General features: G+C 63.9%; 16 protein-coding genes and 1 pseudogene. 7 read left to right on the forward strand and 10 right to left on the reverse strand.

Annotated elements, in window-relative coordinates; all coding sequences use genetic code 11:
* Nucleotides 1-192 precede the first annotated feature (192 nt).
* The 3 genes from P5P27_RS04375 to P5P27_RS04385 are packed head-to-tail and all read right to left on the reverse strand — an operon-like array spanning nt 193 to nt 7,852.
* Nucleotides 193-1,305: a DUF3320 domain-containing protein gene (locus tag P5P27_RS04375; protein ID WP_278126558.1), complete on the reverse strand. Its 1,113-nt coding sequence runs from the start codon at nt 1,303-1,305 to the stop codon at nt 193-195.
* Nucleotides 1,305-4,751, reverse strand: coding sequence for a type ISP restriction/modification enzyme (locus P5P27_RS04380; protein WP_278126560.1), 3,447 nt, complete (start codon nt 4,749-4,751; stop codon nt 1,305-1,307). Before P5P27_RS04380 ends, P5P27_RS04375 begins: the two co-directional genes overlap by 1 nt.
* Complete coding sequence (locus P5P27_RS04385) at nt 4,751-7,852, reverse strand: helicase-related protein (RefSeq protein WP_278126562.1); 3,102 nt, start codon at nt 7,850-7,852, stop codon at nt 4,751-4,753. Before P5P27_RS04385 ends, P5P27_RS04380 begins: the two co-directional genes overlap by 1 nt.
* 223 nt (nt 7,853-8,075) lie before the next feature.
* Here P5P27_RS04385 and P5P27_RS04390 point away from each other — a divergent pair, with 223 nt between their 5' ends.
* Both P5P27_RS04390 and P5P27_RS04395 read left to right on the forward strand, forming a co-directional pair.
* Nucleotides 8,076-8,573 (forward strand): DUF4365 domain-containing protein, encoded by a 498-nt coding sequence (locus tag P5P27_RS04390; RefSeq protein ID WP_278126563.1) that lies wholly within the window; start codon nt 8,076-8,078, stop codon nt 8,571-8,573.
* A complete protein-coding gene (locus tag P5P27_RS04395; RefSeq protein WP_278126564.1) occupies nt 8,570-9,706 on the forward strand; it encodes a hypothetical protein in 1,137 nt (378 codons plus the stop codon). Before P5P27_RS04390 ends, P5P27_RS04395 begins: the two co-directional genes overlap by 4 nt.
* Nucleotides 9,707-9,982: 276 nt before the next feature.
* Here the strand turns inward: P5P27_RS04395 and P5P27_RS04400 are convergent, their stop codons facing one another.
* The 5 genes and pseudogenes from P5P27_RS04400 to P5P27_RS04415 all read right to left on the reverse strand — a co-directional run bounded on the left by P5P27_RS04400 (nt 9,983) and on the right by P5P27_RS04415 (nt 15,070).
* A complete protein-coding gene (locus P5P27_RS04400) occupies nt 9,983-11,179 on the reverse strand; it encodes a hypothetical protein (protein WP_278126565.1) in 1,197 nt (398 codons plus the stop codon).
* Complete coding sequence (locus tag P5P27_RS04405; protein ID WP_341338664.1) at nt 11,176-11,979, reverse strand: HNH endonuclease; 804 nt, start codon at nt 11,977-11,979, stop codon at nt 11,176-11,178. The genes P5P27_RS04400 and P5P27_RS04405 overlap by 4 nt, the downstream gene beginning before the upstream one ends.
* Nucleotides 11,980-12,088: 109 nt before the next feature.
* The gene (locus tag P5P27_RS04410) at nt 12,089-13,570 is read right to left on the reverse strand and encodes a polysaccharide deacetylase family protein (RefSeq protein WP_278126568.1); all 1,482 of its coding nucleotides are present in this window, start codon (nt 13,568-13,570) and stop codon (nt 12,089-12,091) included.
* 135 nt (nt 13,571-13,705) lie between these two features.
* Nucleotides 13,706-13,864, reverse strand: a pseudogene (locus P5P27_RS20735) (hypothetical protein); the annotation flags it as partial.
* Nucleotides 13,865-14,038: 174 nt separating this feature from the next.
* Nucleotides 14,039-15,070 carry a DUF6414 family protein gene (locus tag P5P27_RS04415; RefSeq protein ID WP_278126570.1) on the reverse strand — a complete coding sequence of 344 codons (1,032 nt, stop codon included), beginning with the start codon at nt 15,068-15,070 and terminating at the stop codon, nt 14,039-14,041.
* 118 nt (nt 15,071-15,188) lie between these two features.
* Here P5P27_RS04415 and P5P27_RS04420 point away from each other — a divergent pair, with 118 nt between their 5' ends.
* Nucleotides 15,189-15,833: a recombinase family protein gene (locus P5P27_RS04420; RefSeq protein ID WP_278126572.1), complete on the forward strand. Its 645-nt coding sequence runs from the start codon at nt 15,189-15,191 to the stop codon at nt 15,831-15,833.
* 397 nt (nt 15,834-16,230) lie between these two features.
* Nucleotides 16,231-17,256: a hypothetical protein gene (locus P5P27_RS04425; protein ID WP_278126574.1), complete on the forward strand. Its 1,026-nt coding sequence runs from the start codon at nt 16,231-16,233 to the stop codon at nt 17,254-17,256.
* Between the two features lie 145 nt (nt 17,257-17,401).
* On the opposite strand, the gene P5P27_RS04430 is transcribed toward P5P27_RS04425, so the two are convergent.
* Complete coding sequence (locus P5P27_RS04430; RefSeq protein WP_278126576.1) at nt 17,402-18,703, reverse strand: hypothetical protein; 1,302 nt, start codon at nt 18,701-18,703, stop codon at nt 17,402-17,404.
* A gap of 355 nt (nt 18,704-19,058) precedes the next feature.
* Here P5P27_RS04430 and P5P27_RS04435 point away from each other — a divergent pair, with 355 nt between their 5' ends.
* Nucleotides 19,059-19,493 (forward strand): hypothetical protein, encoded by a 435-nt coding sequence (locus P5P27_RS04435; RefSeq protein ID WP_278126578.1) that lies wholly within the window; start codon nt 19,059-19,061, stop codon nt 19,491-19,493.
* Nucleotides 19,494-19,542: 49 nt separating this feature from the next.
* Here P5P27_RS04435 and P5P27_RS04440 read toward each other — a convergent pair whose 3' ends face one another.
* The gene (locus P5P27_RS04440; protein WP_278126580.1) at nt 19,543-21,087 is read right to left on the reverse strand and encodes a DUF262 domain-containing protein; all 1,545 of its coding nucleotides are present in this window, start codon (nt 21,085-21,087) and stop codon (nt 19,543-19,545) included.
* 159 nt (nt 21,088-21,246) lie between these two features.
* On the opposite strand from P5P27_RS04440, the gene P5P27_RS04445 reads away from it, so the two are divergent.
* Nucleotides 21,247-22,647, forward strand: coding sequence for an IS1380 family transposase (locus P5P27_RS04445; RefSeq protein WP_039867814.1), 1,401 nt, complete (start codon nt 21,247-21,249; stop codon nt 22,645-22,647).
* A 427-nt stretch (nt 22,648-23,074) separates the two neighbouring features.
* Nucleotides 23,075-24,199 (forward strand): NDMA-dependent alcohol dehydrogenase, encoded by a 1,125-nt coding sequence (locus P5P27_RS04450; RefSeq protein WP_006897512.1) that lies wholly within the window; start codon nt 23,075-23,077, stop codon nt 24,197-24,199.
* Nucleotides 24,200-24,205: the final 6 nt, after the last annotated feature.

Consider the following 24,205-nt stretch of genomic DNA (forward strand, 5'->3'; position numbering starts at 1 on the left):
GGACCCCGCGAGGCAGTAGCTCGCGGGGTCCTGGTTCTCGCCAACCATTGACCATCTTCGTCTAGGCTGGCGGACTTGCGTCCGCGGCTCCACGACCCGTTGGCCTAGCAGAACGGCCCCGGACGCCCTCCGGCACCGTCTACTCGGAGCTGACGGCGCAGGCGCGTCGTCCTCTCCGATGGAGTCGAAGCGTTATTCAAGAAGGTCAGTCGCTTTGGCGAGGTGAGCGGCAAACTGCTTCGTCCGGCGCTTGCGGCCGAAGGTCCGCAGGACTGCGGTGTCGAGATCTGCCTTGGCAATGCCAGGCTGTTTCGCCTTGATGAAGCGGGCAGCGTTGGCGATCTCGATAGGGCTGACGTGGATGAAGGGTCGGTCAGCATTGCTGTCGTTGGGCCTGAACTCAGTCCAGCAAGCGGGGTCGATCTCGTTCGGCCAAACGAATTTGTCAGCGTCGATGAACAGGCCGGCCTGCTTGATCTGATACCCGAGCTTCTTCTCACGACCGGCGCGCACCCGCTGGAGTCCGAACGATTGCGCAGTCTTGTCGACGAGACGGTCGAGATGAATAGGGCCTTCATAGGTGGCGATCTCGAGCGCCACAGCTCTGACCTTCTCCTTGGCGGCCTTCTTCGGTAGTTCGTCAAGGACGTCCACTGTGCCGACCTTGACGACGGTCCATGGCTCGAACTCCAAGCGGTGGGCGCCGATGACTGTGGGCTCTAGTTCGAGCACCTCAGCGCCTGGACTGATGACTTCTGGCTCGTCCGCCGGCTCTAGGTCCGTCGCTGATGCGGACGCGGCCTCATCCTCGCTGCTGGCCGACGCCGCGGACTCGGCCGCGGCCTGTTCGGTGACGCCTTCCGCGAGCGCGAGTGCGACGAGCGCTTCGTGACGAACTCGCCGAGCTTCGCCCAGGCCGTCTTCGTCGGCGAAATGCTCCAAGAGACGGACACAGAAGTCGTTCGCGCGAAACGCCTCATCGACAGTGAAACTGTGCATGTGTGCCATCTGTTTTCGGACGATGCGCAGCTCGTTGCCGAGAGTGCTGACGGTGCGCTGCTTGTCGTCGAACGGATAGCCGAAGTCTCCGAGCCTCTCGGTGATCATGCGAAGCTGGGCTTGGAGGTCGTAGGTCCAGTGCTGGTAGCTGCTTGAGTACCCCTTCTTCTCGTCGAGGATGTCGAGCACGACGGTCCACGGGTGCTCACCGAGATTGGGCGCTAGCTTTGCGGTGATGATGGGGTCCAGACGCGTCGCCAGGTGGTCGAGGCCTTCTTTCACGGACAGGTTCGGCTTGAAGGGCATCAGAATAGGCCTCCCTCGTTGGTACCGGGGATCATCCCGTCGTAGAAGGTGAACTCGGCCTGCCCTTTGGCGGTCCCGCCAGTCGGGGGCTTGCGGAGGGCGTCTGGCACGGCCGGTAACTCGTTTGCACTGACAAGTGGCCCGTTGACGATCTGCTCCAACAGGGCGATTCCTTGTGGCACACGCACCAGCGTCCCCTTGAGAGCCGCGACGATCTCGATGAGTTCAGCACTCCATTCATCCGACCACGAGGTCGGCCTGATGTGGTCAAGTGGAGAGCTGCTGGACGCGGCACGACCCGCGGCCTTAGACATGCGGTAGCCAAGCCACTTGGAGATCACCTTCATCCCGCTGACCTCGAAGTCCCAGACCCCCTCGGGAACGCCGGTCAAGACACCGTCGGCGACGCGTAAGGTCTCAGCTGCGGAGTCATACTTGATATCGGATTTCGAGTCGGGGAGGCGGGACGGCTCGGCCCTCCACGCGATTCCGCTGGTTGGAAGCTGGCCGCTGCCGAATCGCTCGCCGAAGGTCTGAAGCCAGATCAGCTTCTCACCATGCTCCGCCATGCGCGCGAAAAGTTCAGGGTCGGCAGTCAGCGGGACCCGTGGCCCAGGCGTCGCTAGTGCTTCATGAAAACGCTCGGTGTAGTCGGTCCCGGCAAGTACCCCGAAGGTGTAAGCGAAAAGGCTCTCGACAGTAGCCTCGACACCGAGGATGCCGCTGAGGACGTCAAGCGCCGCGGGGTCTGCGTTGGGCGTGCCCTTGGTGTCCCGATAGAGCGGAACTACGTCCTTGCCGCCGTAGGAGCCGCGGAAATGGTGCTTGTCCGGCACGGCCGTGGTCAGCGTCGCCGCCGGGCCGCCGCCAAGGCTCGTCGTCGTCAACGTCGTGAGGAACACTTGCTTGCTCGACAGCGACTTCCAGAGCGCTGGTCGCTCCAGTGCGATCAGCCTCGGATCCTCAAAGATCCACTGGCGGTCGAACGATCGCATCCCGAATCGGACGATTGGCTCGTGCGGCGCGTCCTCCGGCAGGTCCGCCAGTCTGGTCATCCCGGGAATCTTGGTAGTTGTGCGCCGACCCGTGCTCGGTGTGACGTAGTGGCGCGCACGTTCCTCCGGCGCATCGGTCGCTACGAACGTCGTCCAGCGCCGTTCGAGTGTGTCGCGGTCGGGCGCAGCTGGCCAAGTGCGATTGATCATCATGCCTGGCTGCTGCATCGGAAACAGGTTTGTCACCTTCGGATATTCAGCCCAATCGGCACCACCTGCAGGGGGGATGAGGGGTGCATACCAGTCTGCGCTGGCCTCCGCCGCAGTGAGTTTCACCTTACCCTCAGCTAGGTTGGTGAGCGCACTTAGCTTGTCCGCTCGAGTTCCCCTGTAGCTGGCATAACGGACCGGTGCAGGCTTAGTCCGGTCACCCTTCCCGTTGCGGATCAGTGTCACGATCGCAACGGGGGACTCGATGTCGAAGACATTCTCATCCTTGCGGGTTCCCTTATTGTCGCCGTGTAGGTTAACGACTGTGATCTCGTCTGCCGCCTCGCGCGCGAGGCGGCGCAGGCCGAGGAAGCCTGGTCCGTCCAGCCACGACGAGGCAGTGATCATCGAGACGATGGCTGGCCCAGTGTTCTCCTCGAAGACCTTCCAGATCGCCCAACGCCAGAAGTAGACGTAGAGGTTGTAGAGGCTTGCGTGGGCGCTGAAGATGACGTTCTTCTTCGCATCGTCGAAGATGTCGTCGAACAGCGAGCGCTCCCCGAGTGACTTGTTGCCTTTGGTGGCCGCGGTGATGAAGCCCCCGGTGCCTTGGCTCTCGACCCGGTCATAGGGCGGATTGCCGATGAGCACGTTATGGTGCCACTCGTACTTCACCCGGTCGGCCTGGGCTCCTTCCGCGCCGATGGGATCGTCGAGCCCAGTGATGCGAGCCACGCGCTTCTCGGACAGGGTATCGCCGAGGAAGACGGGGACCCGCGCTTGCTCCCGCAGACCCTCGGGCAGGTCGAGCGATACTTTCAGGTGGCTCACGGCGTAGGACGCAAGTGAGATCTCCAGGGCGGAGGCGTTGCCCAGCGCCGTTCTGACTCCAGCGTCGCCAGCATTGCGCTTCGCCTGCTCCAGCCACTCGACCAGGAAAGTGCCGGTGCCGTTGGCGGGGTCGAACATCGAGACGACCGAGTCCTCGGCCAGCGCGCCTTTCGGGATTGTGACATCGCTGTGGGCGTTGAGATACTCCCCCCAGGTCGTGGAGTCCGCAACGCCCAGTGGCAGCCCGAAGGACTTCAACGCGTCGTCGACCGTCCTGATGATGTAGCGTACGACCGGCTTGGGCGTATAGAACGCACCGAGATCCTTTCGCTGCCCAGGATCGTACTGAGCGAGAAATTCTTCGTAAAAGTAGACGACCGGGTCATCGCGCTGGTTGTCTGCGCCGAAGTCAGCGAGAAGCTCGTCGACATTGGTGCCCGCGAGCTGTTCCGCTAGGTCGGAGAGACCGAGTTCATCGACGTCGATGATGCCGTCCGATCCTTCACGGAATCGGGCATAGATCGCGTCCAGGAACTCGTTGTCGAACTTCATCACCGAGAGCGACTGCTCGGTCTCGAACTGCTCCGGGTGTGCAATGCGGGCGGTCAACAGACCGTAGACCATTGTCTGTGCGTAAACGTCGGCGAAGCGCTCCTGGCTGATGTCACCGAGCAACTGCTCGCGTACGTCGCGATACAGCCCGCGGATCGGTCCGGTGTTGGTCTCGACGGCGAGCAAGTCAGTGACCTCATCGCGGACGTCCTGGGCCACCTCCGCCATCCTTTGCGAGAGTTGCTTCGCGCTTCTGAGGCCTTCCCGATAGCCTGCGAGCGCACGACTGATCGCTGGGTCGACGACAAGCCGTGGAGCATTCTCAGCGGTCCACGAGAGCTCGGGGACGGCCTTGCGGACCAATAGCTCGAGACGCGCCTCCGTCGGCCTGTCGGACCAGGAGAGAACTCGGAGGACGCGTTTTCCCTCCTTCTCGCGGAAGTTCACAACGTGGATGAATCTCTGGTCGCCATTGGCGAGGCAGAAGAAGAGGAGATCGTCGAGCGCCCAAGTGGGATGCGTGCCTGCCCCGCGCCCGCGCCTATTACTAACGAGTCGGTGCACTAGACGTCGAACCGCGGTAATCGGGAGGTTGCGGCCGTCGAAGTTCAGGAAGAAGACACCGAAGCTCTGTTTCGCGGTCAGTGGCGGGAGCTGGGTGATGTCGACCAGCCTGGCGATCTTAGTGGGGTCGAGGTGCAGCTCCTCCGGACTCCAGTCGATCAGGATATCGTCCGGCTCGAGGTACGGTGCGTCGGGCAAAGGCCAGGCGAGTCCGTCACGCAGGAACTCGACGAGGGCCCGATTGTCCTTGGGTGCGTTTCGGATTAGCTTGCGGAGCTTGGCATCGGTGGCCATCACTGAACCTCGATCCAGCAGAGCGTCTTAGGCGAAGGCGCGTCGAGGGGCATCTGGGTCTCCTTGCGAAGTTTCTTGGTCTCGCCGCGCTCGAACTCGCGCAGCGCCGCGCGCAGCTTCGTGCGGTCGCTGAACGCCGAGCCTGGAGTGGTGGGTTCAGCGGCGATCGCGCCGTCGATGGTGTGAAGGCCGCTCTCGTCACCGCCCGGCGTGCGCAGCGACCACTGGATCGCGCCCGGCTCGATGCTCCACTCGGACTCCGTGTCGTCGGTTGCCTTGGTGAGCACCGGAACGCGGCGGCAGAGGAAAATGCCTTCAGGCTTGCCCGCCTTGGCAACAGAGATGCCGTCGGGGAGTCTCTCCACCAGGTCTTTGAGTCCAGGGTTGTCCTCGGCGAGGGTGAGCCATTTCAGGCGCAGTTCCTCGATCGGCGTGATGTCGCCGTTGTACTCGTCCTTGAAGGCTTGGAACACCTTTACGTCGTCGTACAGATCGGATTCGTCGATCAGCTTGCCGCCCGGAATGCCGAGGGTGCTGGAGATCATGAGGGTCTTGCCGTGGACCCGGTTGTAGAGCTTGATCAGGTCTTCGATCTCCGACGGAGGCAGGAAGTTCCGGATCTGGATGTGCCCTCGCGACTTCTTCGCTGAGGGCCTCTCCTTGATCAGTTCCTTCTCGATGGCCGGGTTCATTCGTCGGTCCACGCGACCGATGCGCTGCATCAGCCTCACCGGGTTCCAGTGGATGTCGTAATTGACGATCAGAGTGCTGTCCTGGAGGTTCACGCCTTCGCTGAGGACGTCAGTGGATACCAGCACGCGCAGAGGAGCGAGGTTCGCGCGGTCGGCGGTGGAGACCTTGTTGTAGAAGGGTGCGAAGCGCTTGATCATCGCGTAACGGCTGTTGCCGCGGGTACCGTCGATGCGGTCGACGTCGACGAGGCCGTCCTTGCGCAGACTCTCTTCGAGGTAGCGGGCGGTGTCGGCGAACTCGGTGAAGACGATGACCTGTTCGGTGCGGAACTCCGGGGTGAAGACGTCCGGGTCGAGTACCTCGCTGGACTTCTTGCCCGCTCCCTTGGTGGGCCGCCCGATGAGCAGGTCGCGCAGGCGGAGGTACTTGTCGTCGACACCTGCACCACCGAGGATCAGTTCCATGAAGCGCTGGAGCTGGTTTAGATCCTCGAACGCGGCGTCGATCATCTCCTGGAGCTTGTATTCGCCTCCGACGAGGTTGTAGTCGAGCTCGTTGAGCTCCTCCTCCGTGAGGTCTTCCTCGTGCCAGACCTCCTCCAATGTCGCGCGGTACCGATCGTGGATCGCTTCGAGCGTCGGCTCGTTCGCCGCGCGCCATGCGGTCAGACGGCTCTCTTGGGCTCGGGCGGTCTTGGTATTGACGTCTAGCCAGTGAAGCACCTTCGCCGACAGGTCGAGACATGAGCCGGCGAAGGCTGCGAGGCTGGATTCGAACCGCTTGAGGAACGTCGTCCGGATGAGCGCGACCACCTGCTTCTGCCGGTTCTCCGCCTTGGTGTCGACGTCCTTCTTGGTCGAGAACGCCAGCGGATAGTACATCGGCAGTACGAATAGAGGCGTTGATCGGCTGAACGCGTTCTGCAGCTCGGCGAAGAGCGGCGAGTAGAGGGTGCCGAACTCGTATGGAATGACCCGGGGGACCTGGGTGTCGGGGAAGATGACCTCGGCACCTCCGGTCACCTTTGAGCTTTCGACCGCGTACCTACGGCTGTTTTGGTGGATGATCGACTGGAAGAGCTTGTCCTTCGCCATCAGATCGGCGATGGCAGCGGTGTCCGGGACCGCGGCCTTGAACGGTTTCTCCAGTGCGATGAAGTACTTGCGGAGGCTGTTTATCCCGATGCTGGCGAAGTGGTCGTTGGCGTCGACGCCGGTGAACAACTCGGCTTGATGCACCAGGTCGAAGAGCGAGTTGTTGATCGGTGTCGCGGTGAGCAGGAAGACGGCCTTGCCCTGGCAGATTCGCTCCATTCGCCACCAGCGCGAGCCCCACGGGTTGTCCTCGGAGGGCACGGCGCCGTGGTTGCGGAAGTTGTGCGCCTCGTCGATGATTACGACGTCGGCGCGCTTGGCGAGGTGCTCGATCTCATCCGCGCCCGCCTTGGTGGTGAGGTCGGTGTGGGCCTTGACGATCACGTTGGAGAACTGCCCGCCGTACAGTTCGGGCAGCTTTTCCTTGATCTCCGGGTTCCACACGGCGTCCTGGCCTGTCTTCGTCGCCATGATGAGCACGTTCTTGCTGTGTCGCACGGCGTAGTACTCGGTCAGCATCAGGCCTACGAATGTCTTGCCGAGACCGACGCCGTCGGTCAGGAAGCCGCCGTTCCAGCGGCGGGACATGGCGACGAGGGAGTGGAACGCCTCCTGCTGGTAGGGCGCCAGCATCGGGTAGATGACCGATTCCGATTCCTCCCACGACTTGTCCGTGGCGTCGACGTTCGCGGTGAGCGCGTGCAGCGCCTTGGCATAGACTTCGAACGGAGTGAATTCGCGGACGTTGTGCTCCAGCACGGCGAGCAACTCCGGGTTCACCGGAGTCGCCTCGTCCCAGTGGTGCTCGTACCACTCCTGGAGGTCGGCAACCTCGGGCCCCTGGAACCTCACATTCAGCTCGACGTTCTGCGTCAGCCCCGGCCGGGTGAAGTTCGATGAGCCGACGAGGGCGGCTGAGCCCACGACCTTCAGCTTGCTATGAGTGATGTAGGCCTTGGCATGGAACTTCTTCGGCTTGTAGACGCGGATCTCGATCTTGCCGGCGCGGATTCCATCGACGACGGCGGCCGCACCGGTCAGGAAGGCGTCACCCGTCTGGCGCTCGACGACGATCGATGCGTCAAGGGCGGCAGCTATCGCGTCGGCCGTGCTGCGGCTTGTCTCGCCGCCGATCAGGAGACGGATCTTGTCGACCTTCTGCCACGCGCCGTCGAGGGCGAGGAACGCACCGATCTCGAAGTGACCTGTGGCGATATCGATTGCGGAACTGATGTCACACCACTCACGGACGTACTGGAGTGCCTTCCAGTCCTCGGCCGTGTTGTCGACGATGAACTGCTCTGATGTGGCCAAGGTTGTTCCCCCGTGTTCATTCCTGACTGGGACTTCTATCGATGAGCGGAGACCGGTTCGTGTGTTTCAGCTCGGGTGTTCGTCCTCGGGTGTTCGTCGCTGGCGTCACCTGGTTGCCTGCGGGCATGGCAGCAGCCTATCGGACCCCACCGACACCGAGTGCCTGTCCACTGATGCGACGACAATGCGCGTTGGCGGCGTCTTCAACGCATAGTGTTTCGTCATGGCCGAAGCCGCTTCCATCCCCGCCGCAGACAGGACCGGCCGCTTCGGCGCCCTCTATGTGCGAGCGCTCCTGGGGCAGGCCGGCGTGATCCACCAGGAGACCGCGGGCGGCGAGGACCACGGCGCCATCGAGATCATGGTGACGTTCCCGTCCGGGGCGTGCTTCATCCAGGTGAAGACCGGGACCAAGGCGCCCAACAAGGACGGGAGCCTCACCGTCCCGGTGACCGACGACTGGAAGGCGAAGTGGGCCAACAACGTCCTGCCCGCCTACCTCGTGTACGTCCACCTCGAGAAAGCTCCGCCTGCCGACTGGGTCGACCATGAAGACCTGCAGGCGGTGGTCCACGCCACTGCGCTATGGGGGCGCGTGAACCAGGTGAGCGGCAAAAGTGTCAGACTCCCGCGAGAGAATCGGCTCACCGCGGACACCTTCGCTCTGTGGGCCAGCGAGTTCGACGACCCGTCGGCATGGGGAAAGGCGGCAAGCGCGTGAACACGCTCGGCAACGTCACCGCCTACCTGGCCTCGACCGGCTGGCTGCCTCCGGAGCAGATCGGCGAACGTGGCGGCCTGTGGCGCGACCGGCAGTCCGAATCCTTGCTGCCGGTCCCCAACGACCTCGACCGCCACGGCGCGGACTGGATCGCCGTGACCGAGCAGATCGCCCATGCTCGGGGCATTCCAGTCGACCAGGTCATCCGGGGCATCGAGCGCCAGTCGATCGACGTCGTCGAGCTGCGCGCCGCGAACGACATAGCCATCCGCGGAAGCATCTCGTACCAGGCTGGCGCCGCCCTCGTGGAGTCGGGCTTGAGGATGCTGCGCTCGTCGGCGACCACCGCAGAGCGACAGCGTGCCCGCATCGGCAACTACAGCCGGACCGGCGACGAGCTGGTCGCGACCGCTCGCATGGCGCACACCCGCGACGGTTCGTACGTCATCCCGATCCTCCTGCCGATCTCCGATCCCGTCGCCGACGTCGACATCGAGGACGACCCGCAGGAGCCGATCGACGGCATGGGGATCAGCGAGCCCCCGGAGCCGCCCGAACGCCGCGTCATGCGCACGTTCGCCGAAGCGCTGTCCACGCTGGACGCCGTGGCCATAGCGCCCGAGCAGGAGCCGAAGGGCAGCGTCGACATCGAGCTGGTACGCGCCGGAGTGAGCAGCCAGTTCGCCAGCGCCCTGCACCGAATCCTCGTCCAGGAGACCGTCGCCGAGTTCAGCGCCGAGTTCGAATGGGCGCCGGCCGGCGGTCCCGCGCCCAGGGTGGCTTCGGCGATCGTCATACCGTCAGCGGCCAGCGAGCGGGTCGGCAACGTCGCCAATCGGCTCAAGAAGCACACCACTACCCGCGCCGAGCAGCAGTTCGTCGGGCCGATCCTTGGCGTCGTGCGCGACCACGACGCCGATACCGGCACGGTCCGTGTCGAGGTCATCCAGAACCGGCGCCCGACCAGCGTGCTCGTCAACGTATCCGCAGAGATCCTCGACCAGGCCTGGACCTGGGCCCAGGATCGCCGGACCGTCGTCGTCAACAGCAAGGTCCGTCGCACGCACAACGGGCTGCAGGCGGTCAAGAATGACGCCATCATGCCGCTGATGCTCGACGTCGATCGGTCCTGACCGCGAGTCGTGCAGCCTCACTGCTGCATGGAGCAGCACATCGAACTCAGCGTCAGCGTCTTCCTCGGCGACACAGACATCACTGCCGGCCCGGCCACCCTCTCGGTCGTCGACGACGGACCCGTCGAGTTGGTCGTCCCGGTCGACCTCGGCGCGCTGCGGCGGCGGCCACCGCGTTCACCGACAGCCGACGCTCGGCGTCCACCACCGCTACTCGCGGCACCTCCTTGCTCATCGGCGTCAGCAGCGGCCGGGCTCATCGCCCGGGATCAGGCGCTACGGCAGCGGGTCGGAGAAGTGAGCGGTAGCTGCCCCGAACTTGTCAGTCCTCAGGTGAGCTTCGACCACGTCGGCGTACTCGCCGCGAACCTCGTCCGGGACGGTTGCCGAGCGCGAATGCAGTTGGTCCAGACCGTCGGCAGCCGCGACGGCGTATTCGAAGATCGAGTGCAGGTGCTGGAGCAGATGAGTGCGGCCGTCGGCTGCCTGCACGGCGCGCTGCTCCGGAGAGAGGATCTGTCCCGCGGCGAGCGTCCCGTCGGGCGTGGGGTGTCCACCGAACTCGCAGTGGAGCGAGTAGTCCTTCCGTCTGAAGTCGTTGTCTTCGTCTGAGTACAGCCGCGACGGCTTCCATCGGGATTCGCGCTCCTCACGGCTGGACTTGAGCCAGTCAATGATTTCGCCGGGTGCAGCGCTGAACTTCCACAGCAGGTACTCGCACTCGACCACTTGCCTCAGCAGCGCTGACCACGAGTAGTGGTTTCCCTTGGCGATCATCCCCAGCACGCCGGTCGACAGGCTCGTCGCGGTCATCGCCACCCGGGCGAGACCGCTGTAGGCGAGACCGGCATCGAAGTCGCCGCCCTCGTGCAGCGATCGCGCGACCGCGTACGTCTCGTCAGCGACCCGCCCAGTGAACCGCACGATGGCGTCGGCGGCTCTCTCCCTGCTCTCGGCCATCTTCGGATCGAGTGCATAGGTGATCAACGCACTCATCGCCGACGCGTTGTCGGTCAGTTGGACCGATGGGTCCCGCTCCTTGAGTAGCCGTGGCAGCTCGCCCACGACTTTGTTCGGATGATCTCCGATCGTCTCGGCGATGAGCGCGGCCGCGTTCGCAGCGGCCTTCTGTGCGGCCATCGCCAGCAGCCCGGTGTTGCAGGTGATCTGGTCGGGAACGCCTCCCTCGATGACGACCGACAGCAGCGATTCGAGGATCGCGTACTCATCAGCGAAGTCGGGGTCGCACCGTGAGACCACCGACGCGAACGCGGCCGCACCGTTGGTACCCGACTCGATCGCGAGCTTCCGGACCAGGATGCCCGCGATATGGACTAGGGGGTCGAGCGCGGCCTCGATGGCGGACAAGTCCTGTCGCTCAATCGCGGCGTCGAGGCTCCGGTCGAGGCCTCGCATGTGCCCGTTCAGCAGGTCCACACCCTTCAGGCACAGCACCAGCTGCTTCTTGTTCATGCTCCAGCCAGTCCTCGCCCGACCGCGCTCGGAGCCGGACCCACCAGCAGGGTGCCGTCGGCCGGCCCGAACCGGCTCCCATCCCAGACCAGGAGTCCGGCGTCGAACGCACGATGGTGGTTCGGGCACATCGGCCGCGTGTTCTCCGCGCTCGCCGCGCCGCCTTCGGAATCGGCCACCAGGTGGGCCGCCTCGACGATCTGCGGGACGTCCATGCCGCAGTACGCGCAGGCGGTCCCGTGATGATCGAGGGTCATCTTGCGAAGCTCGGGCTGGTGGAGCCGCTGCTTCACGACGCCCTCGGCGTAGCGGCGCTCGATCTCGCCTCCAAGCGCGATGGCCGCCTCCCTCTCGGACTCAACCTCATTTGCGTCGAGGTCGACGGTTTCACGTGGGCAGTCGTCATCGCTGAATCCGGGGCTGTGCTTGTCGTTGTGCCACTCATTGCTGCGCCTGGCGGCCGCATATCGCTTGGCTTGCCCGACGCACTCGATACCGTCGATCGCTGCGGGCGGACCCTCGATCGGCTCCGCCACACGCTCTCCCTCGACCGCGTAGTAGCGGGGAATCCAGAGCCCGTCGATCTTCTCGGCGATCACACCCTGCTTCGCGTTTATGGGTCTCCCGGGGCTCGCGTCCTTCGCCGCCTCGTCGCGCAGTTCCAGCCAGTACACGGCGAGTGCGTCGCGGTCGTCGCTCTGCGCCTCGGGGATCGCACGCTTCCAGCTGAAGTGCCGCGCAGAGTTCCACAAGCCGTAGCGCCTTGTGAGTTCAACGGGGTCCGGGGACTCGTCGTTCATTGCCACGGTGCCTACTGTGCCACGGGCATCTGACAGCTTTCGCCCGTCCAACGACACGTGCCTCGTCTCATACGCGACGGCGCTCTACGTTGATGTGCTGGAACGTCGCCTAAGGATTGTGGTCCGGTGTCGCGGTACGTAGCGCGTCTTCGTGCAGCGGTGCATACAGAAATTGGCCTGCCTCTTCGGTGCCATCGAATCTGAGGCGGACGACGTCGGAGCGTTCCACACCCCCAATGGGCTCGATCGTCAGTTTGGATTCAGTCAGCGTTCCCACGCGTCCCGAGAGCAGGTCGACCTCCTTGCCGACCAACACGGTCACACCGTCGAGTTCGAACTCGAGCGCTCGGACGATGCTCACCATGACCTCGTCTCCGGTCATCAGTTCGAGGCCGTGATCGGACTGTAGATCGACTTCGAACTCCGACCAAGTGGCGTTGACGGCCTCTCCCGCGAGTATCCGAGCCGTCATACGGATTGCCAGCACCTCATCGCGGGTCATCCGTTGCGGGAGGAGCAGTCGGTGCGCGGTGTGATCTTGAATCACTCGTAGATCGCGTGCGGAGCGCGCGACCGCCTTCATCTCCCTATCTGGCTCTTGATCTAACTCCGAGGTCCTCATCCTTGCGTACTCCCGCGGCCCATATGCGCGAGAGAGCCCTACCGAGTTCGGCATGTGGGCCTGCGACCAGAACTCAAGAGCGTCGACCACGTCCTCCGGAGGACGGCCGGCGAAATCGCCCTCGTAGCTCACGTTGAGGTTGCCCTTGCCTTCACCCGAGACGAGTATCTCGAACCGCATCAGTTTGGCTGCGTCCTGCCACACCGTCCGGTAGCCGCCGTTGAATCCCTGCGAACGTTCGATTCGCTCGACTTGCAGTTCTGAGAGCGTCTCGCTCTCTGGCGACAGCACTCCGAGGACGAGCCTGGGGGCCGGCTGCGTGGGGTCGTCCTCTTCGATCGAGGAGATGAACAGCGTCCCGTCGGAACCGCTGAGACCGAGTCCCCCTGGTAGGGGGAGATCAACGAGAGACTGACCCTCAGGTAGGTGGAGTGGGGTCCCGTAGTCGAGGAACTTCCGGAACTCCTCAGCGAGGTCGGTTCCGGCAGCTGGCGGGTAGATCGTCAGATTCCCTTCGATGGGGCGCTCCTCCATCGCCACCAGGCTGGTAGCGAAGACGCTGATGTTGATCCATCCGGTCGACTTCGACCCGTAGCCGACGACAGCTACGAGCCCGGGCTTCTCGTTGTCGTCCTTCTCCGGCGGCCGTGCCGTCATTGAGACCTCGTAGCGATAGTGCGGGTCGTACTCGTTAATCGCTTGGTAGATGTCGGAGAGGTCGCGTCGTACGTCGACGGGTCGCAGTTCGCCACCAGACGGGCGATCGCGGCCGGAGATGATCCCCGCGAGCCGATCAGTCTGTTCCTGGAGGCGTTCCTTGCCGTCGCGCAAGTAGTAGTCGATGATCTTCGGATTCTGCGCGGCGAGGTATTCGACCTTATTGAGGCCGATCCAGTCGCATGTGAAGTCGGCAGATTCGGTGAGCTTGGTGAACCAGGCGTCGTTGGCCGGCGTCGGGTCGAGCGGCATCACCAGCGCCCACGACTCGATCGTCCACCCTTCGGACTTGGCGGACTCGAGGACCCGATCGAAGGAACCCTTGATCTTCCTCTTCTGGCTGTTCGTCAGGTTGCTCGCGTATCGCTTCACCTGAAACACCTTGCGCCGCTGCCGGGCCGGGTCAGCAGGGACGAAGATGTCGACGCCGCCGTCACCCTTTCCCGGACGGATGCGCCAGGCGTTGGGATACATCGAGCAGAGCAGCATTCCAACGACTGCCTCAATGTCCTCGCCCTGCAATCTCGTCCACTCGATCCGACCCATGCGCTCAATCTTGTCACCCGGTGCAGACAGTCCCGAACACGCGTTCGTGCCACTGGGCTACACCCTGCTCCAACATTGCGCGGTGGTGGGCCGAGCGCCAAACCGAAGTCGGTTCTCGACCGCTCGGACTCGCTCGCGCTGAGGTCTTAGACTTCTGCTGGCCGCTCGCCGCCGTCAGGCGAAGATTGCGATGGGGAGGACGACGAACGAGACGCCCTCGATGATCGCCGGGAAGTTGAGGTCGATCGGGGGCACCTCGGCAGTCTCGTCGCCGTCATCTTCGGCGCTGATCGTTGATAGAAAACTCTGGTACGACTCGTCGCGCTCAAAGTGGTCGTTGGACCCGATCTGGTCGAAGAGCCAGGCGACCCACTGCGGATTCAGTCTTCGCAGAAGCTTGTTCTTTCGCAGGACGGGAGTGTTGGTCTCCGGCGAGGTGACAACCTTGCCCAGAACCGTGAACTCTCCGTCCAGAAGGCGATCTGGATCGGCAGTCACGAAGTGCTCGTTCTCGCACACGACGATGCCGGTCAAGGCGTCGCCGATGGTGGCGTGGTACTCGATCGTGGTTCTGCGCCGAAAGTCGGTATGCAGAGCCGAGGTCACCGCACGGGCGAGGTCCGCGTTCGTGGTCGCGGACTGCTCGGCGCTTTCCCAGGATGCCCGGAGCTCATCAACATCGAAGTCGTCGCCGGTTACCTGCAGACGCTTCCTGCGCGCTACGTACCGCGCAATCTCGGCTGCAAGTTCGGGGCTCGCGATATCAAGCACAGCGCTGATCGGGTCGGGCTCTAGCCGACCTGTGAATGTAACGATGTCGCCGGTGACGAGGCCCGTGGCCGATGCCGTGTCGGCCACGGTCTTCGTCTGGTCGGCGAGCATCGATCGGAGCTGATGGAAGTGATAACTGATGTCGTACGACATGTCCAAGCGATGACGCCGGCGGTGTTCCTCCGATGTCCCGGTGGTGCGCGCACGTTTGCCACCGAGCCTCCCTGCAACGTTCGCGACGCCGGGTGCCTGAATCCCCCCGCTCGCTTGCGCGTCGAAACCGTTCTGTGATTCGTGCGAGCTGTCGGTGCCGTCGGTGAACTCAGTCTCACCCGATTGAGCGAGTCCTCCGCCCGTCACTGCTTGTATCAGTGAACCGACGAAGTCCGAGTTCTGGTACACGATCGCGACAGGCACTCTCTGCGGCTCGGTCATGACGCGATCATTTCACAGGCGGACACGCCCCCACGTCGGCTCACACGACCGTTCAGGAAACGGTCGTTGACCGAACGGCGTGAACACCCCCTGCGTTCGAGTTGCACACTGCGCCACATTGTTCAACAACTCGTTCAACAACTGGTACTGTGAAGACGGGATTGTGAACATATTTGTTGAACGAAGGGCAGTCATGGCGCTCGTGGGACTGGTGCGTGTCAGTACCGACAAGCAGGAGACGCGCCGTCAGCGCGACGCGCTCGAACCGATCTGCGTGAAGGTGTTCGAGGAGAAGGTGTCGGGCAAGCTCGGCGTCGACGATCGACCGGGTCTCAAGGCGGCGCTGGACTACCTGCGTGCTGACGACCTGCTCACCGTGCAGGAGGTCGACCGCCTCGGCCGCAATCTGTTGGAGGGCCTCATCACGCTCAACGCGCTCTTCGAGCGCGGCGTCGGCGTGAAGGTGCTCGACGGCATCGCGGCCGGCGAGCACACCGAGCGGTCCCTGGTGCTGGATCTGGCACTCGCGCTGGCCGAGGACCGGCGCCGCGACATCAGCCGCAAGACGAAGAACGGCCTGGAGGCCGCACGGCGTCGCGGCAAGGTCGGTGGCCGGCCGAGCGTGGTCGACGACGACAAGCGCGCGGCTATCTTGGCTCGTCGAGCGAAGGCCGAGTCAGTGCGCGAGATCGCCCGGGGTGTCGGCGTGTCCGTCGGAACAGTGCACAAGGTGCTCACCGACTTGACCGCGAGCGCGGTCTAGGCGCCGAGAGGCTGAGCTGTGTCATTCAGAGATCCGCTTCACCAAGGTCAGGTTGAGCTGCTCCAGTGGGTCGCCGACGGCTGTCCCGACGGAAAGTGGACCGGCCATTCGTACAAGACCACCGCGAATGCGCTCGCGGGACGGCGGCTCCTGACGGTCTCGAAGAAGGGCGGAGGCTGGAGTGCGGAGATTCTGCCCGCCGGCGCTTACTACCTCGCCCACGGCGACTACCCAGCGGACCACTGGAAGGTGCGCAAGAACGCCAAGGAGACATCGCCCGATCAGCCCGCGCCTCAGTCGCGCTCGAACCCGAAGCCGCGACCGCCACGCTCTCCCGGCGAGCCCAAGCCGACTCGCAAGCTCGTCGACGACGTGCTGGCCGCTGGGGGGCCGACTGGTGCGCGAGGTCACCGCCGACTCTCCGGGCTACTCGCACCTGGTCGGCATCGTCAACGGACGAGGGCTCCTGCCCGACGACGACAGGCTCCTGCTGTCCGAACTGGGAAACCGGGTCGAGATCCGGCTGGCCTCGGTCTCGGACTGGATCACCCAGACGCCTCGCGAGATCGCCGATCCGGACCGAAGCCGCAAGAGTCATCCCGCAGTAGCCAAGCTCCGCACCGAGAAGGCCCTGTCAAGCATCACTCCCACCACCGTGAGAGCGCGTGCGTTCCGTCTTCTCAACGCGCTCGCGCTCGAAGCCAAGGCTCGCGGAATCGATGTCTCGGCAGTCGCGATCGACCACCACGGCTATCGGCAGGCGTTCGATGGTTACCACGGTCATCTGGTCTTCGACTTCGACGAGGTTCGTTGCGTGGTGTCGATCTCCCAGCGCACCGATCACGTGCCGCATGTGCCGACTCGTGCTGAGGAGGAGCGTCAGCGCCGAGGGTATGGCTACATCCCCTCTCACGATTACGTGAAGACCGAGCGCCTGACCATTCATACCAACGACGACGGCAGATACAGCAGCCGCAAGCACTGGTCCGACACGAAGTCGCTTGCGCTCGAATACCGGCTCCACGACGTGCTGTCGTCACTCTTCGTCCGAAACGAGCGCGAGAAGGACCGGATCGAGCGCGAGCGCTTAGAAGCCATCGAGCGTCGCAAGCGCGAAGAGCGCGCGACTGCGCGAGCCACAGAGGCATATTACGAGCAACGGCGAGTCGACGCGCTACTCACCGATTTCTCCCGATACGTGCGCAGGAACGAACTCTCTGAGTTCGTTGATGAGGTGGAGCGGCGAGCCCACGACCTGGACGGGGCAGATCGCGCGGCCGCCGACGAATGGGTCGAGTGGTGCCGCGCGTACGTCTCGACCCTCGACCCGTTCTCCCGAATCGCGATGCCCGACACCAAGCCCCCGAGCTACACCGATCTCACGGAGTTCAAGAAAACGCTCGGTTATCACGGCCACTTCTGAACGGCTGGACGAGACCGGCCAAGAAGGCCGACGAGTACACCGGCGTGCTGGCTCAGCCGCTTGATCGGCGCTGGCGGCGATTTTCGCCAAGAGCAAATGCGGATCGACTCCGCATCCTGCTGCAATCGTCGTGCCGTGCAGACCCTCACGAGATTGCGACGCTTGGTGCGCGTGCGGCGGGAAGGACCGTGACCGAGCCGTCGACCTGCTGGATGACATCCACGATGACATCGTTCCCCCGGGACGCGTCAGGCACCCTGTCGCCGAGCGCACGCAGTCGGTAGGAGGTGTCAAGGAGCCGGTCGACCGATCCGGCGCGGAACGTGAAGTCACGGACTCCGCGCGGGCGATCGAGTCTGAGGGTCGACAGTCTGGTCAGGACGTCGTGCAGATCGGTGACTACGGCGTCGAGGTTCTGCGAATCGAGCTTCAGAGACGAGGTGAATGACTCGAACAGGTTCTCCGGGTCCTGCTGCGCGTGCTCTACCGCCTGCAGGACGATGACCCGGCGCTTGAGGGCGATGGCCAGTTCGGCCAGTTCGAGGTGGGCGTAGAACTCGCTGTCGGGGGATTCGACGCCCTCGATCGCGGCGTTGAGCTTCGGGAGTTCCACTGTGTCGGCGGGCAGTTCGTCGAGCGCGTCTTGCCACTTCTCGATCCGGCGCGCGGCTGCGGCCAAGGAGGTGTCGATGGTGTGCGTGGCGCTGTCGATTCCCAGGGTCGCCCCGACCTTTCCCTTGTCCAGCAGGATCGCCGTGGCCTTGTCGATCGCGCCTCGGCAGCCGTCGAGCTTGTCGCGCTCATCGTCCAGCCGGTCTAGGTGGAGTTTGTCCAGCAGTTCGGTGATCCGCTCCATCTCCTTCCGGCGCTGCTGGTCGGAGTAGGCGCTCGCCCCAGCGGCTACAGCCAGCAGGATCAGCGGAGCGGCGACGGTCAAGGCCCCCGCGCCCGCAGCGGCCGCGCCTGCCGTTGCGGCCGAGCCCCCGGCCGCACCAGCGGTCACCGGCACGAATGCGGCCTGGGCGCCAATCCCTTTTGCCCCGACGAGCGCTCCGCGCACGCCACCCGGCACGCCCTTCGCCATCATCGGCTTCAGCACGCCGCCGCTGACCTGGGCCGCGACCTTGGCGGGCACGACCATCCTGTAGAGGACCTCTCCGCTGGCTGACTTGGGTATCGAGGTCGCAGCCTGCGCCGCGACCTTGGACAGTTCCGCCGCCAGCGGGCTCGCGCTGCCCAGCCGCAGCCCTCCGGTCGTGTCGACCGAACCGGGCCTCGGATGGGCTTCCAGGGTCGCGACCGGCCGCTCGACGAGTGCAGCTAGCACCGTGCGCAGCTCGGACAAGCGCGACGGCGTCAACCTGTCCTCCAACGGGAACGGCAGAGAGTCAGGAGCTGTCGCCAGCGTCCACAGCGGTATGACCTCGCCCTTGTTCCGCTCGCTCATCGAGGCTCCAATCGTCAATCGTCGTGCGCTGAACTGGTTCGCAGTGGGCCCACCCGCGACCCGATGTGTGAACACTAGCGCCTGGCGCCGACAAAGAGACCACTGCCGGCCGGACGCCTGGGCGGCGACCGCTGGAATGGCGGACACCAGTGCCCATTGGCAAACCGCCGGCGGTTGGAGGAGGCGGTTCGACTGCCGCCTGCTCCGACTGGCCATTCGTGGTAGTCATTCGTAGTGATGAGACAGAGTGTCGACGGATGACAGCCAACGGAGCCGTGGCCGCGCTGCCCGGCGTAGGTGCCTTTGAGTTCGACGCGGCGAAGGTCAATACTGTCCACGACCAGACGGTCCGCGAGTGAGCTCGCTCCACATCGGTGCGGCAGGCGAACTGCTCGTCCAGTACCGTCTGCTGCGGCTCGGCCTAGACAGCGCCCGGCTCACCACCGACTCCGGCGTCGATCTGGTCGCGTACTCCTCGGCGGACAACGCCGCGCGGACGATCCAGGTCAAGTCCACGGACAAGCCTGTTCGGGCTGGCGGCAAGGGCGCGCTCGCACCGGGCTGGTCCTTCCCGGTTGACTTGCGTGCTGAGCTGCTCGCTGCGGTTTTGCTAAGCACCGACACAGTCTGGCTGTTCACCCGAGAGGAGGCGCGGGAGCTCGCCAGCCCACGAGCGAGGAACACAATGCTGATGAACTGGTACGTCGAGCCGACAGTCCGCGGCGGCCTGGCCCAGCACCAGGTCGAGGCACACCGGATCGAACACAAGGCCGCGGCCCTGATCGGGTGACAAGCGACACCGCGAGATGATCCCGTCCGACATGACCGGGAACCTCGTCCTACGCTTCCGGGAGCTTCCGCGCACCGCGTCGCCCGTTGACGATGGCGCTCTCCACCCCGGGGACCGTCGACGGCCGGCCGTTTTTGGGGAAGAGGCGTGCAGCGATCGCTCCCTGGGAGGGGAGGTCGTTCGCGGGATACTCCTCCGACGGAGCTCGCCCAATCTCGCCGATCGTTAGAAACTGACCAACTCCCAGGTCTTCGAAGGCACTGACGATGTGCTGCCCGATGTCTCGGCGAGCACGCGTGGATGGCCTGCTCGGTCGCCGAGACCGCGTAGTGGTGACGGATCGATCCCGGTCCGGTCGCAGTTCTCGGTCGCCGTCTGAGATCTCGTCGTGTGCGGGAGCCTCATCGGGTCGCGGCCAGATCCGAGTGGCGACACCGGCCAACATGCGAGATCGCTGCTCGATCGCGTCCGAATCCCATATGTCCGGCAAAGACCTGTTCAAGGTCAGTGCCGAGTGTTTCAGGAGACTTTCGCGTTTCGTGATCCAGGCTCCGTTGGAAATGCTCGAATTCAGCTTGCCGGTGATCAGCGTCAGGTTCCCGATCGTGTGGACGAGTTCGTCACGGCGATCTTCCTCGACATTATCGCCCGCGTCGAGCCGCCAGTGCTCATGCCACGCTTGGGGCATGAGATGTTCGACTGAGAGCTTCTTACTCGGCGGCACAGGTTCGGTTTGTTCCGTGGTCAGCTCGTTTTCCAGCGCCAGCAGTAAGCGTTGCAGGCGATCTCGCTTCAGAAGTCGGTAGAGCTGCAGCCGCGACATGTCGGCCACTATCTGGGCATCGGTCGGCCACACCCCGGAATCCGAACGCTGACCGACGAGGAACCGCTCCACAACTACGTCGGCACTCACCGACGCCGACTCCAACTTGCGAGTCAGTTCCAGGAACAGTCGGTTGTAGTTCTTCGGTGTGATCCGGCAGATGGCTCTACGGACGAGGTATGCCTCCAGCAGTGCCAGCGCTCGCTCTCTTTGTGCTCCACCAGAGTTCGCGAACAGCCACAGCAGCACCGGCATGATCGTCTGGGTGTCCACGATCTCCAGACGGTCCAGAGCGATCTTCTCCAGATCCGAGGCGATCGAGCGATCGTCGATTCCCGAGTACACATTCGCGTAGCGTGACATCTCGCGAAGGAACTCGGCAGCCGCCTCCTTGTCGCCGTCGAAGTACCCGCGGGCCTGCGGAAATAACTGATGGACTTGCACCTCACGCTGCAGGAGCACCGTCAGGAAGTACCCGACGAACACGTCGAGCCGCGGCCGCGTGAGTCGTCCTACCCGCACCTCCTTCTGCCATTGATCGGCTTCCAAAGGCTCCCAGTACCTCGTGTATAGGCCCTCGATGTCGTCGGTGCCGTCTTGCAGAGTGCGGAACAGGGCGTTCTTAATCAAGTCGGAGGCCCTCAGCGCAGTGCCGCGGGCGTTGAGAGTCTCGAATATGACCTGAGCATTGTCCTCAACATCCAGGTCGATCACTACCAATTCAAGGTGTTCCAGCGCCACTTCAGCGAGGCCGTCGAGCGCGTCCTCCACTTCTTGCGCGGATCCGCATGCCGCGACCAGATCTTCTAGCCCCGGTAGTTCACGGGGATCTGCGGATCGCTGGGTGAAAATAGACCGAAGTGCTTCCTGAACAGGGGAAACTGGGACTTGTTTAAGGTTCCTGATCCTCAAGCAGAAAGCACTCGGTAGGTGAAGCGTACTTCGTGGTCGTCTGGTCTGTCGTTCTCCGTCGAGGATGTCGGGGTGATTGCTCATGCCGGGGTCATCGCGCCGCGTCTTCTGGCTGATCGCGTCGGCCTGACCGCCGAGCTGTCGGGGGCCATGGCGCAGCGCCGATCCATCCCGATCCATGACCGTGGCAGGGTGTTGACCGATGTCGCGGTGATGCTCACAGGTGGCGGCACGTCCATCGCCGACATCCGCGTCCTGCGCCACCAATCCACTGTCCTGGGTCCGGTCGCCTCCTCTCCGACGGTGTGGCGCGCCCTGGACGAGGTCACCGCTGGTAAACGCAAAAAGATCCAGGTCGCGCGGGCCCGTACGCGGCGGCATGTGTGGTCCCAGCTGCCCGGCGGGGTGCCGGCCTCCAAGTGCGCGGGCCGGGATCTGGGGGACACGGTCGTGCTCGATGTGGACGCCACCATCGTGGTCACCCACAGCGAGAAAGAACAGAGCGCGCCGACCTACAAGCGCACCTTCGGCTACCACCCGATCGGCGTGTGGTGCGACAACACAGAAGAGTTCCTCGCTGCGAGCTTGCGGCCGGGCAACGCGGGGTCGAACACCGCGGCCGACCACATCGACGTCCTGGGGCAAGCCATCGCCCAGATTCCCGCCGCCCATCGGCGTGATGTGCTGATCCGATCCGACGGCGCCGGCGCCTCCCATGACCTGTTGGAGTGGATCTCCGAGCAGAATCGGATCCGTGGTCGGCGGGTGGAGTACTCGGTCGGCTTCTCGATCACCGCCGGAATCCGCCGGGCCATCGCGATCGCCCCCGACACCGCGTGGGGGCCAGCGGTGAATCAAGACGGCGACCTGAGGCCGGGCGCGGAGATCGCCGAGCTGACTGGACTGCTGCCGCCCAGGATGCTCGCCAAGTGGCCCGACGGGATGCGGGTCATCGTCCGCCGTGAGCGGCCCCACCCCGGCGCCCAGTTGTCGATGTTCGAGGAACTCGACGGGTGGCGCTACCAGGCGTTCGTCACCAACACCGCCACCGGTCAACTGCAGTTCCTCGAGGCCAGGCATCGGGCGCACGCCCGGGTGGAGGACCGGATCCGCCACGCCAAAGACACCGGCCTGGGCCGTCTGCCCTCGCGAGAGTTCGCTCTCAACCAGGCATGGCTGGTGGCGGTGATGATCGCCGCCGACCTCGTCGCCTGGACCCGGATGCTGGCCTGCACCGGCGCCGCCACCATCCTCGCAGCGTGCGAGCCCAAAGCGATGCGCTACCGCTTCCTCCACGTCGCCGCCCTACTGACCCGCAGCAGCCGACGTAGACGGGTCAAAATCCCCGAGACCTGGCCCTGGGCCACCGCCATCGAAGCGGTGTTCCACACGATCGCCGCGATCCCCAAACCGGCCTGACCCCACCTGCCCACCCACGACAGCACCACCCGGAGACCCGCCCACCGGCAGCGCCAGCCGGCGCCCAAACACGTCTACACGACCCGCCGGACACAACATCCGTAGAAACCCGACTCCATCACGCCCCATGAATCAGCGGGGCTTGCGGCAAGATGTGGTCTGTGTTCTACTTGTGGCGCAGGACACAGTCGTCCGTTTGGGAGTGGCAGCGCGTGGTGGGTCAGCCGAGTGGGCCTGGCTTGTTCGCTCAAACAACCTCAGCGAGAGAAGGTTGGCTATGACAGCGACTGCTATCAGGGATGGTGGTTCTCCACACACTGAATCGGCCAGCGTGTAGCAAATTTTGACATCCCCATTTGTTCCTATCAACCTCCTTGGCCGCGCGGAGCGACTGAGGAATATCGAGAAGAGACAGGAGATTTTTCTGATGAAAACACGAGGCGCGATTTGCTGGGAGCCTGGCGCGAACAAGGGTTGGTCAGTCGAAGAGATCGAACTGGGTGATCCTCGGCCTGATGAAGTACGAGTCAAACTCGCAGCGTCGGGGCTCTGTCATTCGGACGACCATATCGACTCCGGCATCTTTGTCGGCTTGGAGCCTATGGTCGGTGGACACGAAGGCGCCGGAATCGTTGAGGAAGTCGGCTCCGCAGTCAAGGGAATCGTGCCGGGCGACCACGTCGTGCTGGCGTTTATCCCCTCCTGCGGCCGTTGCTACTCCTGTGTCAGTGGACATTCGCATCTTTGCGATCTCGGAGCCCACCTCTTCGGAGGAGTGGCGCTCTCGGACGGGACCCACCGGGTCCAAGCGCGTGGCAAAGGCGTAGGGACGATGTGCTTGCTGGGAACCTTCTCCCCGTATGTTGTTGTCCACGAGGACAATGTCATCAAGATCCGTGACGATGTTCCGCTTGATCGGGCCGCGCTCGTAGGGTGTGGCGTCACGACGGGGTGGGGTTCGGCATTTCACACCGCGGGCACCCAGCCCGGAGACACGGTGGCCGTGATTGGCGTCGGCGGAATCGGCATGAACGCAGTACAAGGTGCCCGCCTCGCAGGTGCCAAGAACATCATTGCGATCGACACTGTGGCTTACAAACGAGAGCGCGCCAAGGAGTTCGGCGCAACGCATGTGGCCGCAAGCATGGAGGAAGCCCTGCCCCTTATCGCGGAGCTAACTCGGGGCACCCTGGCGCATCGGGCCATCCTGACCACCAGCGTTGCTGAGGGCGAGCTGGTGGAGCCAGCACTGAAGCTGGTCGGCAAACGGGGAGTGCTGGTTCTGACCTCGAGTGCACCGGGCGATCAAATAAAGGTCGACCTGGATCTGTTAACCCTCACCTTGTACGAGAAGGAAATTCGCGGCGGTCTGTTCGGATCATCGAATCCCCGCATTGATATCCCCCGCCTGCTCGACTGGTATATGGAGGGAGAACTCAAGCTCGACGAACTGGTCACTACTACCTACACCCTCGACCAGGTTAACCAAGGATACAAAGACATGTTGGATGGCAAAAATTTGCGCGGCATCATCACCTACGAAGAGGCTTGAGTTTCA

Origin of the sequence: Gordonia sihwensis (assembly GCF_029632925.1) — a bacterium.
Classification (GTDB): Bacteria; Actinomycetota; Actinomycetes; order Mycobacteriales; family Mycobacteriaceae; genus Gordonia; species Gordonia sihwensis.

What these genes read in the sequence shown, in the direction of transcription:
- P5P27_RS04450 (WP_006897512.1), top strand. Translation starts at nt 23,075, where the DNA reads ATGAAAACACGAGGCGCGATTTGCTGGGAGCCTGGCGCGAACAAGGGT.
- P5P27_RS04380 (WP_278126560.1), bottom strand. Translation starts at nt 4,751, where the DNA reads ATGGCCACCGATGCCAAGCTCCGCAAGCTAATCCGAAACGCACCCAAG.
- P5P27_RS04375 (WP_278126558.1), bottom strand. Translation starts at nt 1,305, where the DNA reads ATGCCCTTCAAGCCGAACCTGTCCGTGAAAGAAGGCCTCGACCACCTG.
- P5P27_RS04405 (WP_341338664.1), bottom strand. Translation starts at nt 11,979, where the DNA reads ATGAACGACGAGTCCCCGGACCCCGTTGAACTCACAAGGCGCTACGGC.
- P5P27_RS04390 (WP_278126563.1), top strand. Translation starts at nt 8,076, where the DNA reads ATGGCCGAAGCCGCTTCCATCCCCGCCGCAGACAGGACCGGCCGCTTC.
- P5P27_RS04430 (WP_278126576.1), bottom strand. Translation starts at nt 18,703, where the DNA reads ATGAGCGAGCGGAACAAGGGCGAGGTCATACCGCTGTGGACGCTGGCG.
- P5P27_RS04415 (WP_278126570.1), bottom strand. Translation starts at nt 15,070, where the DNA reads ATGACCGAGCCGCAGAGAGTGCCTGTCGCGATCGTGTACCAGAACTCG.
- P5P27_RS04400 (WP_278126565.1), bottom strand. Translation starts at nt 11,179, where the DNA reads ATGAACAAGAAGCAGCTGGTGCTGTGCCTGAAGGGTGTGGACCTGCTG.
- P5P27_RS04410 (WP_278126568.1), bottom strand. Translation starts at nt 13,570, where the DNA reads ATGCCGCTCGACCCGACGCCGGCCAACGACGCCTGGTTCACCAAGCTC.